Annotated in this window: 14 protein-coding genes; 7 read left to right on the top strand and 7 right to left on the bottom strand. The window is 40.7% G+C overall.

Annotated elements, in window-relative coordinates:
• Window positions 1–44: 44 nt before the first annotated feature.
• The 5 genes from H3302_RS18385 to kduD are packed head-to-tail and all read right to left on the bottom strand — an operon-like array spanning window position 45 to window position 4,476.
• A complete protein-coding gene (locus H3302_RS18385; RefSeq protein WP_036972281.1) occupies window positions 45–1,346 on the bottom strand; it encodes a TRAP transporter large permease in 1,302 nt (433 codons plus the stop codon).
• Complete coding sequence (locus tag H3302_RS18380; RefSeq protein ID WP_036972283.1) at window positions 1,346–1,831, bottom strand: TRAP transporter small permease; 486 nt, start codon at window positions 1,829–1,831, stop codon at window positions 1,346–1,348. The genes H3302_RS18385 and H3302_RS18380 overlap by 1 nt, the downstream gene beginning before the upstream one ends.
• Window positions 1,828–2,817, bottom strand: coding sequence for a TRAP transporter substrate-binding protein (locus H3302_RS18375; RefSeq protein ID WP_074988727.1), 990 nt, complete (start codon window positions 2,815–2,817; stop codon window positions 1,828–1,830). The genes H3302_RS18380 and H3302_RS18375 overlap by 4 nt, the downstream gene beginning before the upstream one ends.
• A gap of 36 nt (window positions 2,818–2,853) precedes the next feature.
• Window positions 2,854–3,696 (bottom strand): 5-dehydro-4-deoxy-D-glucuronate isomerase, encoded by an 843-nt coding sequence (gene kduI / locus H3302_RS18370; protein WP_036972286.1) that lies wholly within the window; start codon window positions 3,694–3,696, stop codon window positions 2,854–2,856.
• A 15-nt stretch (window positions 3,697–3,711) separates the two neighbouring features.
• Window positions 3,712–4,476 carry a 2-dehydro-3-deoxy-D-gluconate 5-dehydrogenase KduD gene (gene kduD / locus H3302_RS18365; RefSeq protein ID WP_182396469.1) on the bottom strand — a complete coding sequence of 255 codons (765 nt, stop codon included), beginning with the start codon at window positions 4,474–4,476 and terminating at the stop codon, window positions 3,712–3,714.
• Window positions 4,477–4,718: 242 nt separating this feature from the next.
• Here kduD and H3302_RS18360 point away from each other — a divergent pair, with 242 nt between their 5' ends.
• From H3302_RS18360 to H3302_RS18345, 4 genes are read left to right on the top strand one after another with little or no spacing between them, the layout of a single operon-like run.
• Window positions 4,719–6,176, top strand: coding sequence for a tagaturonate reductase (locus H3302_RS18360; RefSeq protein ID WP_182396468.1), 1,458 nt, complete (start codon window positions 4,719–4,721; stop codon window positions 6,174–6,176).
• 2 nt (window positions 6,177–6,178) lie between these two features.
• Window positions 6,179–7,666 (top strand): UxaA family hydrolase, encoded by a 1,488-nt coding sequence (locus H3302_RS18355; protein WP_182396467.1) that lies wholly within the window; start codon window positions 6,179–6,181, stop codon window positions 7,664–7,666.
• Window positions 7,666–8,607, top strand: coding sequence for a sugar kinase (locus H3302_RS18350; RefSeq protein WP_182396466.1), 942 nt, complete (start codon window positions 7,666–7,668; stop codon window positions 8,605–8,607). Before H3302_RS18355 ends, H3302_RS18350 begins: the two co-directional genes overlap by 1 nt.
• A gap of 9 nt (window positions 8,608–8,616) precedes the next feature.
• A complete protein-coding gene (locus tag H3302_RS18345) occupies window positions 8,617–9,663 on the top strand; it encodes a pectinesterase family protein (RefSeq protein ID WP_182396465.1) in 1,047 nt (348 codons plus the stop codon).
• Window positions 9,664–9,808: 145 nt separating this feature from the next.
• Here H3302_RS18345 and H3302_RS18340 read toward each other — a convergent pair whose 3' ends face one another.
• Complete coding sequence (locus H3302_RS18340) at window positions 9,809–11,785, bottom strand: ligand-gated channel protein (RefSeq protein ID WP_065978963.1); 1,977 nt, start codon at window positions 11,783–11,785, stop codon at window positions 9,809–9,811.
• Between the two features lie 119 nt (window positions 11,786–11,904).
• Here H3302_RS18340 and H3302_RS18335 point away from each other — a divergent pair, with 119 nt between their 5' ends.
• A complete protein-coding gene (locus tag H3302_RS18335; RefSeq protein WP_036972294.1) occupies window positions 11,905–12,813 on the top strand; it encodes a LysR family transcriptional regulator in 909 nt (302 codons plus the stop codon).
• A gap of 45 nt (window positions 12,814–12,858) precedes the next feature.
• Here H3302_RS18335 and H3302_RS18330 read toward each other — a convergent pair whose 3' ends face one another.
• Entirely contained in the window at window positions 12,859–13,476 is a 618-nt protein-coding gene (locus tag H3302_RS18330; protein ID WP_074988722.1) for a LysE family translocator, read from the bottom strand.
• A gap of 832 nt (window positions 13,477–14,308) precedes the next feature.
• Between H3302_RS18330 and H3302_RS18325 the strand changes: the two genes are divergently transcribed.
• Window positions 14,309–15,988, top strand: coding sequence for a TonB-dependent receptor (locus H3302_RS18325; protein ID WP_182396464.1), 1,680 nt, complete (start codon window positions 14,309–14,311; stop codon window positions 15,986–15,988).
• On the top strand, window positions 15,989–16,675 hold the full coding sequence (locus H3302_RS18320; protein ID WP_182396769.1) for a TonB-dependent receptor domain-containing protein: 687 nt from the start codon (window positions 15,989–15,991) through the stop codon (window positions 16,673–16,675).
• Window positions 16,676–16,936 lie beyond the last annotated feature (261 nt).

The raw sequence follows: 16,936 nt of genomic DNA, 5'->3' as shown, positions 1-16,936 counted from the left end.
CATTATAAATGACAAAAGAGGCGACATGCACCTCTTTGGTGATTTTAATCTAATAAACCGAATAAGCGTGGTAAAAATTCACTAATTGCAGGTACATACGTAACCAACATTAGTACCAGAAACATCACTAAATAGAGTGGCATCATGGGTTTTATTATTTTATGTATCGCTGTTTTTGCAACTGCACAACTTACAAATAATACACTCCCCACTGGCGGAGACACTAATCCTATCGATAAATTGAGAACAATCATGATACCAAACTGAACAGGAGACATACCAAATTGCATTGCCACCGGTAAAAATATCGGTGTGAATATCAGTACAGCTGGCGTCATATCAATGAATGCGCCCACAAGTATCAAAATTAAATTAATTAATAACAAAATAATTATTGGGTTATCACTTAATGTTAAAAAGAATTCACTGACCATTTGTGGAATATGCGTATAGGACAAAAGCCACGACATTGCCGAAGATGCCGCAATAATCAGCATCACAATGGCGGTTGTTTCGCAGGCCTTAAGTAATAACTGAGGCATTTCATTTAAACGAATTTCTTTATACACAAACACAGCAAGGACGAGAGCATAAATCACGGCAACGGCCCCGGCTTCTGTCGCCGTAAAAACACCACCAATAATGCCCCCAATCACAATAAAAACAAGTAATAAACTGGGCAATGCTGCGATTATCTTTTCGAACATGACCGAAAAAGGCAGTCGCGCTGTCACAGGGTAATTGTTCTTAATAGAATAAATTGCACACACCATCATCAGTGCTAAACCGAGTAAAATACCCGGCAAATAACCCGCAATAAATAAGGCTGCAATCGATACTCCCCCACTCGCAATAGCGTAAATAATAAGAATATTACTCGGGGGTATTAGCATACCTGTTGTTGCCGCACTTGCTGTGACTGCTGCTGCAAAGTTTTCGCTGTAACCGTGCTTTTTCATTTCTGGCACCATAAAACTACCGATAGCCGACGTAGCAGCAACAGCAGAACCCGAAATAGCACCAAACATCATGCACGACATTACATTCACAAGCGCTAAACCACCGGGTAAGAAGCCAATCATTGCCATAGCACACTCAATTAAACGCTTGGCTATGCCTCCTTGGCCCATAATTAAACCAGACAAAATAAAGAATGGGATGGCTAACAAGGCAAAGCTATCCAGACCACCCATCATCTGTTGGGAAATCGTAATACTTGCTGGCGTAAAATCCATATGTAACGTAAGCGCAATCAGTGTCGATAATGCGATACAAATAGAAATAGGGACATTAATAAACAGTAAGATGAAAAAACACACAATTAGAATTATGGCTGTCATTTCCATTATGATTCCTCCATCACATTCATTAAGCAATTAACAATATTTTCAACGCAGTTAAATACAATTAATAGGCCACTTAACGGCAATACAGCATAAACAAAGCCCATATTAATACCCAGAGCTGCCGAGCTTTGTTCAAGCTCAAAACTCAGCATCATTAACAAACTGCCTCCATACACTAAAATGCAAGATGCGGTTATCAATACCGATAATTCAATAATAAAGGTGCATTTTCTGCGTAGTGTCGGAACCATTTTTTGATAGAACAGATCAAGTCCTAAATGGGCGCGAGTTCTGTATGCGTACGATGCGCCTAAAACCCCAATCCACATTAATAAAAAACGTGCTAACTCTTCTGTGTATGAACTTGGCGAACGCAAAATAAAACGCGAAAACACCTGCCAAGTCACGACAGCCACGATGGCGATCATCGCTACTATCAAAATCCGTTCTATCAATGAGTTAAGATGTGAATTTAGCTTTGTCATTTTGCCTCCCCCATCGCTTTGATAGCCTTGATATGTTGCTCAACAGGCGTACCTGCAAATGATGCATGAAAATCGGCGACTTTATCCTGAAACGCTTTTTTGTCGGGGTAGGTAACTTCAACGCCGGCCTCAATAACCGCTTTAAGCGCTTCATCCGATGCTGATTGCCAGAGTGAACGTTGGTATTCAACAGAATCAGCCATGGCTTTAGTTAGCCATGTTTGCTGTTGTTCACTCAAGGACTCCCACACTTCTTGGCTGGCCAAAATAACATCAGGCACAAAGGTATGTTCATCTAACGAGTAGTACTTCGCAATTTCATAGTGGCGAGATAAGTAATAACTGGGTGGGTTATTTTCAGCGCCGTCAACAACCCCTTGCTGTAGAGCCGAATACAGCTCAGCCCACGCAATAGGTGCTGCAGCACCGCCAAGAGCTTGTACCGTCGCAACGGCCGTGGGGCTATTTAATACACGAATTTTCTGACCAATTAAATCGTCAGGCGTGTGAATGGGTTTTTGGGTCGTATAAAAGCTTCGGCTGCCTGCATCGTAATAACCTAACCCTTTGAGTCTTGCTGAAGATACTTTATCAAGCATGTCTTGACCTAACTGACTGTTTAATACGCGCCAAAAATGCGCACTGTCATTAAACAGATACGGAATACCAAACACCTTCATTTCTGGCACAAAGCCCTCAAGTGGACTCGCAGACACTTTGGTAATAGCAAGACTACCTATTTGTAGCAACTCGATAAGCTCTCGTTCTGACCCTAATTGACCACCGGGATAGATCACTATTTCCATACTTCCGTTGGAATAGTAATCTAAACGTTTTGCCATATACTCCATCGCTTGATGCACCACATGCCGGGTATCCAGCGTGTGGGCAAGCGTCAAGCGTGTGGTTTTGTTGTCATTGCTGCAGCTGGTTATAAAACCAAGCGTAAAAACCACGAAAACGCTGTAAAGAAGATTTCTATTCATTATTATTTCTTCATTGTGTGTTCTGTTAAATGTGGACTATCTCAATTGTTGCGGTTGATACTTGTCCATGTCGTCATAATCTAAGTTTTCACCAGCCATCCCCCAGATAAAGCTGTAATTCTGTGTCCCTGCACCAGAATGGATTGACCACGGTGGCGAGACCACAGCTTGCTCATTATGAATCCATAAATGCCGCGTTTCTGTTGGCTCACCCATAAAGTGGCAGACCGCTTGCTCTTGAGGTATTTCGAAATAAAAATACACTTCGTTACGACGATCATGTTGATGAGCTGGCATGGTATTCCACACACTACCGGGCTTAAGTTCAGTTAAGCCCATTTGCAGTTGACACGTTTGTACCACTGTATTGATAAGCATTTGGTTGATATTACGCTCATTCGATGTCTCTAAACTTCCTAAATGAAGTACATTAGCATCTTGTTTAGTAACGTGTTTATTTGGGTAACTGTGATGCGCAGGTGCTGAATTTAAGTAAAATTTAGCTGGGTTTTTAGCATCATCACTGCGAAAAGACACTGATTTGTTACCCCGACCTAAGTAAAGTGCATCTTTATAGTCTAATGAGTAAGTTTCACCATCCGCTGTAATACTGCCTTTGCCCCCAACATTGATAATGCCCAATTCGCGACCATCAAGAAAATGGGCCGCTTTTAAGTTATCTAATGTTTCAAGCGTTAATGCGTTATTTAAAGGTACTGCACTGCCAACCATAAAACGTTCATAGTGGGTATAAAGCCAATACACTTTGTCTGCTTGCATTAATTTGTCGACTAAAAACTCGTTTCTCAATTGCTCAGTGTCAAACCCCTTTACTTCATTTGGGCCTACTGCGTAACGTGATTCAATTTCTGTGTTCATTGTTTTATTTTCCTACTAACGTGCTAACCATCCGCCATCAACTGCCAAAATATGTCCATTGACATAATCACTGGCTCGTGATGATAAAAAGATTGCGGTACCAATTAAATCTTCAGCTTCTCCCCAGCGCCCTGCTGGGATACGTTTTTCTATTTCGCTATTACGCCCAGGATCATCCTGAAGCGCTTGCGTGTTATCTGTTCTAAAATACCCAGGTGCTATCGCGTTAACCTGAATGTTATATTGTGCCCATTCATTTGCTAAGGCTTTGGTAACGCCTGCAATAGCATGTTTACTTGCTGTGTAAGCGGGCACAGTCATTCCGCCACTGTATGACAGCATGGATGCAATATTGATAATTTTACCTTGACCCTTTTCGATCATTTTCGGTGCAAATGCCTGAGCAAGTAAAAAGCTGGCATCAAGGTTAACCTTTATCACCTTTTGCCATTCATCGTAGGGGTAATCGATAGCGGGACTTCTAAAAATGGTGCCACCCACATTGACCAGAATATCGATGCCATCATTAACCGACAACGCCTGTTCTGCTAATGCTGACACGCTTTTGGCATCGCTCAAATCAGCGGCAATATCCCATGTTTTCGATACGCTTTTAGCTATTTCGCTGCATGTTTCTTCGCAACCATGCTCACGACTACTGCTACAGATCACATCAGCCCCAGCAGCGGCTAATCCCATTGCAATTTGCTTTCCTAAGCCACGGCTCGCGCCTGTTACTAAAGCCGTTTTCCCCTTTAAATTGAATAGCTGTGTTGTCATAAAATTAACCTTTTTATCTGTTAACTCTCTGTATCAGCCTCTTCAAATAAGATGATACAAAAGTTTGAATGCCTGTTTTAACACCACTTTAATAAACAAGTTGTAAAAAACATTCACAAAGTTGTTAATAGTCATTCTTCGCTACCGGTGGCAATTTGTCAAATTTTATTTGCCACCGGTGGCAAATATGTCTAAGATGTAAAAATCAACACGCCAATTAAGGTTAAAAATGGGTCAAATGTATGTACACACTAAATAGAAAAAACGTCAATAAAAACAAATACCCGACGACTATAATGCAATTCGGTGAGGGGAATTTCTTACGCGCTTTTGTGGATTGGCAAATCGACAAATTAAATGAACAAACAGGTTTAAACGCGGGTGTCGCCATTATTAGACCAATTGATTACGACACATTACCGCTACTTAATACTCAAGATGGTCTCTATACCAGTATTATTCGAGGCATTAATGAGCAAGGTGAATCGGTATCTAATGAACGCATTATTAGCTGTGTAAACGAAGAAATTCCTATTTATAAAGAATTCGATAAATATTTACAGCTCGCAGAAAGTGAAGATCTGAAGTTAATTTTTTCTAATACAACCGAAGCAGGCATCGAGTACATTAGCGAAGACTCACTCACTGATAAGCCAGCAAAAGCCTTCCCTGCGAAATTAACTCAATGGTTATTTCACCGCTTTAATCACTTTAACGGTGCAAGTGATCGCGGCATGATCATCATTCCTTGTGAACTAATTGATTATAATGGTGAAAAATTAAAAGAAATTGTCCTCAAGTACTGCCAACTATGGGATTTACCCAGCGAGTTTGTTAGCTGGCTTAACGAGCATAATTATTTTTGCTCATCGTTGGTTGACCGCATCGTGACGGGCTTCCCACGTGATGAACATCAACACTTGCAAGAACAATTTGGCTACTACGACAACTTCATGGTCACAGCTGAATATTTTCATTTATTTGTTATTCAAGGGCCGCAACATTTAGCTGACGTTTTATGTTTAGAAGGCAGTGATGTCAATATTAAAATTGTTGACGATATAGCCCCTTACAAACAACGTAAAGTCGCCATTTTAAACGGTGCACATACTGCGATGGTGCCTTTGGCCTATATGGCAAATATCGACTCTGTGGGCGAAGCGCTCGCCTCACCATTAATCGAGAAATATGTAAGTAAACTGATTTTTGAGGAGATTATTCCAACACTATCTTTACCTAAAGATGAATTGCAGGTATTTGCCAATGATGTGCTTAATCGCTTTAGAAATCCGTATATTTGTCATTTACTTATGTCGATATCACTGAATAGTATGACCAAATTTAAAACGCGATTACTGCCACAGTTAGAGCAATATATTGTCGATAATAAAACCGTTCCAGCACTTATTACGACAGCAATTGCGGGGCAAATTTTGTTTTACCGCGGCGAGCGTAATGGTCAACCCATTGAGCTTTCAGATAGTCCTGAGTGGATCACTTTATTCAAATCTATTTGGCAACAGCACCAAGATGGTGCAATAACATTGAAAGAGCTTGTCAGCAGTGTGCTTGGCGCTAAGTGGCATTGGGATAAGGATCTCAATGAGCTGACAGGACTGACTGACCTTGTAACAGAACAGCTTAACAGCATGCTTACGACCTCTGTTGAAGAGACACTATCAAAACAAGTGGAATTATAATCATGGCACAGTTATTAAGACTTCATAATACTGATGATGTTGCTATTGCCCTAAGCCCAATTAGTGCGGGTGAACACATTGAGTTTGAAGACTTCTCGTTCACCGCATTAGACGACATCGAAAAAGGACATAAAATTGCGTTAAAGCCAATTTCAAAAGATGACCGTGTTATAAAATATGGCGCTCCAATCGGCTTTGCTCTTGAAGATATAAAGCAAGGCGCTTGGGTTCATACGCACAGCATTAGAACGACCCTGCATGATGAGTTAGAGTATCAATATCAGCCTGAATTTGTCAGTCAAGCTCCTGCTGAGCCCTCACCCCCCGTGAATATATACCGCAGAGCGAATGGCGAAATTGGTATACGTAACGAAATTTGGTTGATTCCAACGGTTGGCTGCGTCAACGGTATGATCAAACAAATGAAAGATGAGTTTCTACGAAATCACCCCGATCTTGACATTGACGGGGTTCATATATTTCCTCATCAATTTGGGTGTTCACAGTTAGGTGACGATTTAGAAACCACGAGAATTTTACTGCAAGATATGGCATTACACCCTAATGCCGGTGGTGCATTAGTTGTCGGTTTAGGATGCGAGAATAATCAGCTTGCCGCCTTTAAAGCGGGGTTAGGTGATATTGATGAGAATCGAATAAAATTTTTAATATCTCAACATTCCGATGACGAAGTAGAAGATGGTGTCGCGCTGCTAGAACAAATTTACGATGTAATTAAACATGATAAACGTGAACCCGGTCTGCTGAGTGAAGTAAAGTTTGGTCTTGAGTGTGGTGGCAGTGATGGTTTATCGGGTATCACAGCAAACCCAATGCTAGGTTATTTTTCTGATTACTTAATTGCTCAAGGTGGAACGACCGTACTGACCGAAGTACCCGAAATGTTTGGTGCAGAAACCTTACTAATGTCTCGCTGTAAAGATGAAGACACCTTTAACCAGCTTGTCAGCATGGTAAATAATTTTAAAGGTTACTATAAAGCGCATAACCAACCCATTTATGAAAACCCGTCTCCGGGTAACAAAAAAGGCGGCATAACTACATTAGAAGACAAATCGTTGGGCTGTACTCAAAAAGCAGGTACCAGCAAAGTACAGGCCGTGCTTGATTATGGTGAACGATTAAGTACTCCAGGACTCAATTTACTCAACGCCCCCGGCAATGACCCCATTGCCACCAGCGCACTTGCAGCTGCGGGCTGTCATATTGTGCTCTTTACTACCGGGCGAGGTACGCCTTACGGTGGTTTTGTGCCTACCTTAAAAATAGCCACTAATTCAGAGCTTGCGAAAAAGAAAACCCGCTGGATCGACTTCGATGCTGGTGTGCTGGTGAATGGCAAATCCATGCCTGAAGTTCATCAAGAATTTGTCGATTTGTTGGTGGATGTGGTGAATGGTAAACCGACCTGTAATGAAGTAAATGATATTCGCGAAGTAGCCATCTGGAAAAAAGGAGTAACCCTCTAATGTCAAAAAAGAAAATTGCCATTATTGGGGAATGTATGGTGGAGTTGTCAGGGGCTATTTTTGGCGAAATGCAACAAAGCTTTGGTGGCGATACCATGAATACAGCCATTTACATGAAAAAATTGGCAAGCGAACGCATTGATGTCAATTACGTCACTGTGATGGGTGAGGATGCGTTAAGCCAAGCAATGATTGCTCGCTGGCAAGACTACCAGGTTAACTGTGACACCGTATTAACTGACAGTAACAAGCATGCTGGTTTATACATGATCCAAACTGACGCCCATGGCGAACGCACTTTTCAATATTGGCGCAATGATTCTGCGGCAAAATACCTCGTTCGCCATGCTAAATTTGCTGATATTGTTAGCCAGTTAAAAGCAGTCGATGCAGTTTATTTGTCGGGTATTTCACTCGCAATTTTGCCCATCGATGATTGTAATATTTTACTTAATGTATTGGCTGATCTAAAAGTTCATGGTGTTAAAATTATCTACGATAGTAACCACCGGCCAACGCTTTGGGCATCTCAATCTCATTGCCAACAGAGCAACAACCGTATGTATCAGCTTGCTGATTTAGCCTTGGTGACATTTGAAGATGAAGCCCAAATTTGGGGCTTTAACAACCTCACAGAATGTCGTGAGCACTTGCATCAACAAGGTGTAAGGCAGCTGGTCATTAAAACCGGTGAAAAGGGCTGTCAATACAGTGAAAATAGTCACAGTATTGTCAATCAGTATGATGCCAGACTGGTAGATAATGTTGTTGATACCACTGCAGCAGGTGATTCATTTAATGCAGGGTTTTTAAGTTATTGGTTGCTAGACCATGACATTGCAAGCTGTGCAGAGGCTGGAAATCTCGTTGCAGGACAGGTTATTCAACAACGAGGGGCCATCGTTCCAATAGATAACTCAATACTGAACAGCACACTTTAGGAGACAAGTATGCGTTTATTTTTATCATTGCTCGTTGTGATATCTATTGTGCAGAGTGTTTTTGCTGCGACGCCTGCAATTGGTACCGAGCCTGTCACATTTATGCATGTAGAAAAAAATAATAAGCATGCCTATAACAGCATTCAAGCTGCAATTAATGCGAGTAGCCCCTATAAAGAGGTGGTGATCACTGTTGCAGCTGGTGAGTACAACGAAAAACTGTTTATCACCCGCAGTAACCTCAGTATTGTCGGTGAATCCGCCGCTAATACTATCATTCGTTACGCACAGTTGAGGAATAGTTGGCGAGAACACAATGACAGTGACTGGGGAGCTGCCGTGGTTAATATCACTGGCAGTGACATAACACTTGCCAATATCTCCGTTATCAATGATTACGGAAAAATTCATAACACACTTGAACATCAGTTTGCGATCCGCGGCTTTGAAAACGCATCACGAATCATCTTTCATCAATGTGACGTACAGGCCTATGGTGCTGATACAGTGAGTCTTTGGAACAAAAAAGAGGGTCTTTATTACCACTCTTACTGCTCTTTCACTGGGGCTACAGATATGGTTTGCCCAAGAGGTACCGCCCTCATTGAGCATTCTCAATTTTACAACTTAAAACAAACCGCGACTCTTTGGCATGATGGCGAATTGAGTAGCGAACAAAAGTTTGTTGTTGCTAATAGTGAATTTAATGGCGTAGAAGGCTTTTGGCTTGGCAGACATCATTATGATGCCCAGTTTTATTTATTAGGAAATCAGTTTTCTGATAACTTGGCCGATAAACCTATCTTTAAAAAAACCTATGCGGATAAGCAAAGAGACCAACCAAATCGTTGGGGATCCCGTTATTTCTTCGCCAATAACAAAGCCCCGTATGCTTGGTTAGATGATAACTTCCAACCGAAACAGCTCAATATAGAAGAAAACAACCTTGTTGACTGGGTTTTCAAAGGCGAATGGAAGCCCAAGCAACAATTGCAGATGCTGGAACAACAGCTGGCTACTCAAAATTTTAAAACTGATGCATTTCAGTTGAAATAAGTTGCGTTAACTTTAGAGTGCATGCTTTGGGTTTCAATGTCACTGTAAGTTATATCGTTACTCACCTCTCACAGGTATGCACTCAACCTCGTTCGATAAATATGAGTGTGGCATAATTACGCCACACTCATATTACTCATCACATTTAGAAGTTAACACCCACTGACAACCAGTAGCGACGACCATCTTCTACATAACCATACTCTGCCTCTGATATTTCTTTATCGAATAGGTTATACACACCAAAGCCAAGTGTAATTCGTCGGCTTAAATCATAGTTACCCCCCATGTCTGCCAAAGTGTAGTCTGGCGCAATTAAGCTACTTTGCGATGGACCTGTCGTAGGTTGGCTTTCTTCACCGCGATAATGCACACGCAGCCACGTTCCTAGTTTATCTACTGGGCGCCAATTAAGTGAGGTTTGTAAAATGTGTTTAGGTAATTGATTAAGTGGACTGCCTTTGTATTCACCGGTTTTTTGCTCAGAATCGGTGTAGGTGTAATTAGCACTCACATCAAGCTCGCTGGTAATATCGTAAGAAACCGACAGCTCAAACCCTTGTGTTACTGCTTCATCAACATTGATATAAGTTGTAGGCAGAGAACCAAACTGATTCGGACCATCTGTACATTGCGTTAATGGGCAAGAAATACGCGTAATTTTATCTTTAAACTCGTTGTAGAACACCGTACTTGAGAGCGATAAATCGCGACTGATATCATAATAAATCCCCATTTCGTAGTTTACGGACTTTTCAGGGATTAAGTCTGGGTTACCATAAATATTACCACCACGGCTTACCTGTCCCCACGCTGGAGTAGATTGGCGAATATTCGGTGCTCTAAAGCCTGTTGAAATCCCCCCTTTCACAGTCAGCGACTTAGTGGCATTGTATACACCATATAAACGCGGACTAAAGTGACCCGCAAAGTTACCATCATGATCATAACGAAGCCCAGTGGTCAGTTTAAATTGCTTTGATGCAGACCATTCATCTTCTGCAAACACCGACCATTGCTCGTTTTCCACATGCGTTAAATCACTGATGCTATTACTCGTATAATCATCCAGTTCTTCTTTTAAATACGCCGCACCAACGCTTGCATTATGATTGGTAAATGGCAGTGTCCAGCTTGTTTGCGCGTCGGTATTTTCAACATACATTTCACGCGAGGTGTTATCAAACTTATCGTATTTTAGATAGCTGCGCGATGAGCCAAAATCGTAGAAGCCATTATGGCTAAGCGAATAAGTTTCTTGGTCGTACTCTGTGGTTGACGACTCAGGACACCCCCGTCGGCCACAGCTTTCACCTTGCGCTAAAGGCGCGACGGTTTTACCTAAAGTTTCATCCAGTTTTTGTTTTGCCGAGCCCACCTCAAACATAATTTCGTGATTATCTGATGGCGTTAAAATAAACTTCGCTTTGATATTGCTTTGCTCTTTACCTCGAAAGCCAGCAACAAAGTCATCTTCATCACGCTCAGAGAACTGCCCAGAAAGCTGAACTCCTAGCAACTCTGGAATTAAGCCACCCGCGGTAAAAAAGCTACCTTGATTAATGTTGCCAGATTCGCTTGATTCTTGAATGGTGCTGTCTAAACGCAGTTCGCCATACCACTTTTCGGGTGTTTTACGGGTTATAATATTGATAACCCCACCAATGGCATCAGAGCCATACAGTGATGACATAGGGCCACGAATAACTTCAATTCGGTCAATGGCTGAAATAGGGGGTGTCCATGCCCCTTCAACACCTGGGCCATCACTATTTGGACGAGTTTCGCGAGAGGTTTGACGTTGGCCATCAATTAAAATCAAAGTGTACTGGCTTGCCATACCACGCAAACTGATATCTTTTCTATCACCACCACCGGTCACAACCACACCGGGTACGTCGGTCATGGCATCTGTTAAGTCACGGTAAAAGCGCTTTTCTAGCTGCTCACGATCAATCACGCTAATACTTGCAGGTGCCTCTTTTAGCATTTGCTCATACCCAGATGCAGAAACAACAATCACTTCCATGTCTTGTTTTTTATCATCAGCGTATGCAAAATGAGATAGGCCTGCTAAGACAGCAGCGGTGAGAGGTAAAACAGAAGGAACAACCCTCGTCATAATAATACTCCGTGACTTTTCGTTTATAAATGATAATAATTAGCGTTTGCAATATTAATGAGAAGTCCCCGTTTTAACAATTTACGATTTCTTAAAACTGAATTAAGAAGGCCTGAACAATGAATTCCAAGCTAATCAAAACACTACGCGTATTTTCTCGTACTGTTGAAACAGGCAATATGAGCAGTGCTGCTGCTGAGTTATCAATGACGACATCGGCTGTAAGCCAACATATAAAGCAATTAGAACAGGAAATCGGGTTAAGTTTATTTAATCGCAGCCCGCGAGAGTTGACGCTGACCGAAGCCGGTCATTTGTATTATCAAAGCTGTTTAAAGATGCTGGCACTTGCAGATCAAGCCAGCACGCAATTACAACACTTACAAAGTAAACCCAGTGGCGAATTAAAGTTAGTCGCCCCCGTCGGTTTTGGTGGAGGGCTTTTAAGTGAACCGCTAGAGCGCCTAATAAACGAGTTTGATGATTTACGTATTCAGTTAATTTTAACTGATGAGCCAATCGATATGATAAAAAGTGGCGCAGATTTAGCCATTGCAATAGGCCCATTAACAAACTCAAATTTGATTGCACGAAAGCTCGCAACCTGGCCGTTAAAGCTCTGCGCCCACAGAGATCATCCTATCGCTAAGTTTAAAAAAGTCAGTTGGGATGATTTACATCAGTTCTCCCGTATTTCACATACATACGCCGACAGCAATGCATTTAATCCACTAACGCTTGAAAGTAAACCGCTGCCCAAGGCAAAAATAAACGTCAATAACATGCAAAGTTTAATTGCGCTGGTCTGTGATGGGGTCGGTTATGGCGTGTTGCCAGAGCCTGAAGTGAGGCACTTATTAAGAACAAAAGAACTCATCGAAATCGCGCCCGAATGGGCCATGCCAAACTACACCGTGTATGCAGTTACCCCAGCAAGAGACAGCTTAGCTGCAAAAACCAAAACAGCGATAGAAACCATAAAACACTGTTTTAATGATGTATCGAAACAGGTTGAATTTGTTGATTAAGGCCAGTATGGATAATACCAATTCGCTAAAATAAGCGCGTGGGTATTATCCAAGTGCGAGCCAAACACCTACACACATCATAAGCGCACCGGCAATACGATTTAGCCATTTTAAATTGTCGCCTTTATCTAAAAATAACCTCAAGCTTTTACCACCCGTGGCATAAATTAACATACAGATAAACTCGCTCAGCATAATAATGCTTACTAATACAGCAAGCTGCGGGGCAACGGCTAATTCTACATTTATAAAAGGGGGCAAGAGTGAAATCATAAACGCCCACCCTTTTGGGTTTGCGATGGCAGTGATATAACCTTGTGAAAACAGTTGTCCGCGCCCTATTTGCTGCTCGGTTTCATTTTCGGGCTTAAAACTGGTTTTTGCGCGCCACATATTGACTCCAAGATAAATAAGGTACGCACCGCCAACATATTTTAGTACCGCAAACAACGCAGGATAATTAAGCATAATACTGGCAACCCCCACAACAGCCGCAATTGCCACCGTTGCCACGCCCAGCACTTCACCCACCATCATCCACAATGTGCGCCTTACCCCCACACTCATACCCAGAGTCATCGCTAAAGTCATGCACATACCTGGTGTAATAGACACAAAAAAGAAGGTAGGAATAAAAACCGCAAGTACTGCTAAATCGAGCATAAACCAATCACATCATGAATACTGAAAAATAGGAAAGCGATTTAAACACATTCAATTAAATAAGCAAACAAACACGCGATTACTCACATTTCAATGCGCTAAAGCTCATGAAAACTGGTAATGCAATATTAATATAGGGAGCTAGTTATCCCACGATCTTCGTTACTAAAATATAAGCTACCAAAAAGCCTATATCATTAGCTTGGGCAACACATTCTATTGCAGCAAATAATCAAGCCAGATCATTATTACATACAGCGCGACCACGAGTAGTCATTGTATCGGACTCCATTTCTTGGGATAGCGATGGCTATTGCACAAGCGCTTCATCTTCAGTCAACTAAACTCAGCTCTACTTTATAGCTTCGATAAGTACAGACACTATAACTAATTTTCCGCGTGAAACTGAATTTAGTATTTTACCTAAACAGCAATGACACCTGTGATCACTGCAAACTTGTTGCGCTGAGCTTTTACCTTCTCTGTAAAATACCTATGAGTGCTCTGTAGCTTTATCTGACGGGATAATTTAATTGAAGAAAGACTCGAATGTGCAGTTTGAGAGAACAATTAAAAAAACTCATCACCTAAAAAAGACCATTGCCTGATGAGCAATTCCGTAAGCACGACTAACGACTCACAAAAACAATATACACGTTGGTCAATCTCATTATTTAGCATGTAAAAATAAACAAAAAGACATAATTAATTCCAGAATAAAAACCAATTAGAAAAACAATTCCCCAAAAAAGGGTTAAATAGATTGAACAATACCAATATTTAAATTAACGTCGTTAATAGAATATCAACAAAAAAAACACTGGGAACATCAATGAAAAACACTCTATTAACAAAACAAACTATTTTAACCACTGTGATTTTAGGTCATTTATATGCAGTTCCAGCAATAGCCATGGATACAGAAGATAAAATTGAAAAAGAGGAAAATCTAGAAGTAATAACGGTTACTTCGCGTAAAAAACTTGAAACAATCCTAGAAATACCTATGAGTATTTCAGCGGTATCTGCAGTTGAGATTGCCAATCGAAACTACCTTGATGCATCTGATATTTACCGTACTTTAGCTGGTGCTGCAGCACCTCGTGGTCAGTTAATTTTAAGAGGGTTAAGCGGAGGGAATAGCGCATCGCCAGATACAACAGCCATATTCACTGATGATATCCCGTATGAATTTACAAACCTCACAGATGTTGAGCGAGTTGAAGTATTACGCGGCCCACAAGGTACATTATACGGTTCGAATGCAATCGGTGGTACGGTTCGCGTTATCACTAAAAAACCACAATTAGATGAATTTGAGTTATTTGGTACGATTGAAGGCTCAAGTGAAAATAATGTAGATGGTTTTGACAGCAGCTTATCTTTAGGTGTTAATGTACCTCTATTAGACGATACCCTTGCATTAAGAGTGACAGGTAATATAACCAACGATGTCCGTCCTTATGTCAATCAAGCAACAGGCCAACAGAGTAAAAGTCAAAGTAGTTTTATTCGAAGTCAATTATTATGGCAACCAATTGATAATTTAGCACTTAACTTCACCTATGTGCATGATGAGTATTCTGCTAATGGCGCAACATTGGGAGATACCTCAAAGCCAGGATATTACTATGAATTATCTTATGATGAAGATGCTTCAGCTAAGTACGGTTATGATATCTCAGACACTAAAATAACATGTGATCCGACATTTAATCGCCCAGATTGTATTCAAGGTGGTGGATTTATTCATGGTGCTGATGATAAATATGCTCTCTATAATTTACTCGATGGTTGGGATAAAGAGTCTACAAATTTATATAGCATAACTGTTGATGTTGATAATATAGCCGACGTTGCTTCATTAACTTATGCTGGTTCATACCGAAAAGTAAAATCTGATTCGCTGGATGATTGGTCTCGTTTAGATGCTTCTGATATGTTTAAAACATGGATAATAAACGATCAAGAGCTGTCCCGCGTTACCCATGAAATTAGGCTTCAGAACTTCGATTTAAATAGCAATTTAAGTTGGACTGTCGGTGCTTATTGGGATAAATCATGGCGACCTGACTCTCCAGGTCATCAATGGCAATATATTGAAAGCGGTGACAGGACAGCAGCTGCTGCACTTTACTGGTGGGGGGACGATGCCCAGCAAATCGGTTTAGATAACTTTGACGATCCTAATAAAATTTGGAATTATCATGTGTTCAGCGAGTGGGCAAAAGAGTTTGCGCTGTTTGCAGATGTAGCGTACCAAATTGAAACAGACGATTTTGGCAATATTGAGTTAAATGCGGGTATTCGCCATTTCAATTTAGAAGATTTTGAACGCACTGAAGAAATTGGTGTGTGGTCAAACGATAAAACACTGATAGGCGGTGAAGAACAAGGAAATCGCTTTAAATTTAGCGCTTCTTGGCAACCTACTGATGATTATTCAATTTATGCTCTTTACTCTGAAGGATACCGCCCAGGTGGTAACAATAGCCCACTAGCCGCAGCGTGAATAAATGATGTTAACGCTAAGAATCGTAAAGCTCGCTTCACATCTGATTCAATCGATAACTATGAAGTTGGCTTAAAGGGCTCATTATTCGATGGTAAGTTCAACTTTAGCTCTGCTATTTATCAAATAAACTGGAGTGATATTAAGACGAGTATTTACATGGATTCTTGTGGGTTCTCTTATACCGCAAATGCAGGAAAAGCACGTTCAAGAGGGCTTGAGTTTGAGTCAAAAGCAAGCTTAACAGATACTTTAGCATTAATTGTAAATGCCTCTTATACCAACTCTGAACTTACTGAAGATAATGAAACAATCGGTGGCGTTAAAGGTCAAGAAATGACGATGGTGCCTAAATATAATGCTTATATCGCAATTGATAAGGAATTTGACATTAATAACAAGCCATTCTTTATTCGTGGTGACGTCTCAGCATATGGTAAATACAACACGCACTTTGATACCAAACCTGGAGATGAAGTGCCTGGTTATGAAGTATTTAACTTATCAGCTCGTTATGAGGTCAACGAAAACGTGAAATTAAGCGTTCACTTAAATAATGTCTTCGATAATGATGCGATTAAGTATAAAAGAGATCGAAGTCGTAGTAATAGAACAACCGCTCAAAAATACATAGATTTTTTACCCGAGCGTAGCATTGGCATACGTTTAGATTACAACTTTATGTAAATAACAATTAAAGAGTCAATGCCGCTTTCTAAGCGGCATTATTTTTTCAACACGCTATTAACCAATTTATTTTTTAGCTCAGATAAGTTCGCCAAAAATATAAAACGACCGTTATATAAATTGTATTAATTAAGTTAGCGACTTTAAAAATATCTCGTTGATAAAAATTAAAAAATTAGTGATTAATTTTTTCAACAATTAATTCTATGCAGCTCAAAATCGTTAAATCGTTAAATCGTAATACTGACCACCATTAACTTC

Source organism: Pseudoalteromonas sp. MT33b (assembly GCF_014117385.1).
GTDB classification, from domain to species: domain Bacteria; phylum Pseudomonadota; class Gammaproteobacteria; order Enterobacterales; family Alteromonadaceae; genus Pseudoalteromonas; species Pseudoalteromonas lipolytica.
Note: the sequence above shows the minus strand (reverse complement) of the source record. Positions and strands in the feature narration are given on the sequence as shown.

Excerpts from the sequence above, each read along its gene's own strand:
- H3302_RS18385 (WP_036972281.1), bottom strand. The coding sequence starts at position 1,346 with ATGGAAATGACAGCCATAATTCTAATTGTGTGTTTTTTCATCTTACTG.
- H3302_RS18380 (WP_036972283.1), bottom strand. The coding sequence starts at position 1,831 with ATGACAAAGCTAAATTCACATCTTAACTCATTGATAGAACGGATTTTG.
- H3302_RS18375 (WP_074988727.1), bottom strand. The coding sequence starts at position 2,817 with ATGAATAGAAATCTTCTTTACAGCGTTTTCGTGGTTTTTACGCTTGGT.
- kduI (WP_036972286.1), bottom strand. The coding sequence starts at position 3,696 with ATGAACACAGAAATTGAATCACGTTACGCAGTAGGCCCAAATGAAGTA.
- kduD (WP_182396469.1), bottom strand. The coding sequence starts at position 4,476 with ATGACAACACAGCTATTCAATTTAAAGGGGAAAACGGCTTTAGTAACA.
- H3302_RS18360 (WP_182396468.1), top strand. The coding sequence starts at position 4,719 with ATGTACACACTAAATAGAAAAAACGTCAATAAAAACAAATACCCGACG.
- H3302_RS18355 (WP_182396467.1), top strand. The coding sequence starts at position 6,179 with ATGGCACAGTTATTAAGACTTCATAATACTGATGATGTTGCTATTGCC.
- H3302_RS18350 (WP_182396466.1), top strand. The coding sequence starts at position 7,666 with ATGTCAAAAAAGAAAATTGCCATTATTGGGGAATGTATGGTGGAGTTG.
- H3302_RS18345 (WP_182396465.1), top strand. The coding sequence starts at position 8,617 with ATGCGTTTATTTTTATCATTGCTCGTTGTGATATCTATTGTGCAGAGT.
- H3302_RS18340 (WP_065978963.1), bottom strand. The coding sequence starts at position 11,785 with ATGACGAGGGTTGTTCCTTCTGTTTTACCTCTCACCGCTGCTGTCTTA.
- H3302_RS18335 (WP_036972294.1), top strand. The coding sequence starts at position 11,905 with ATGAATTCCAAGCTAATCAAAACACTACGCGTATTTTCTCGTACTGTT.
- H3302_RS18330 (WP_074988722.1), bottom strand. The coding sequence starts at position 13,476 with ATGCTCGATTTAGCAGTACTTGCGGTTTTTATTCCTACCTTCTTTTTT.
- H3302_RS18325 (WP_182396464.1), top strand. The coding sequence starts at position 14,309 with ATGAAAAACACTCTATTAACAAAACAAACTATTTTAACCACTGTGATT.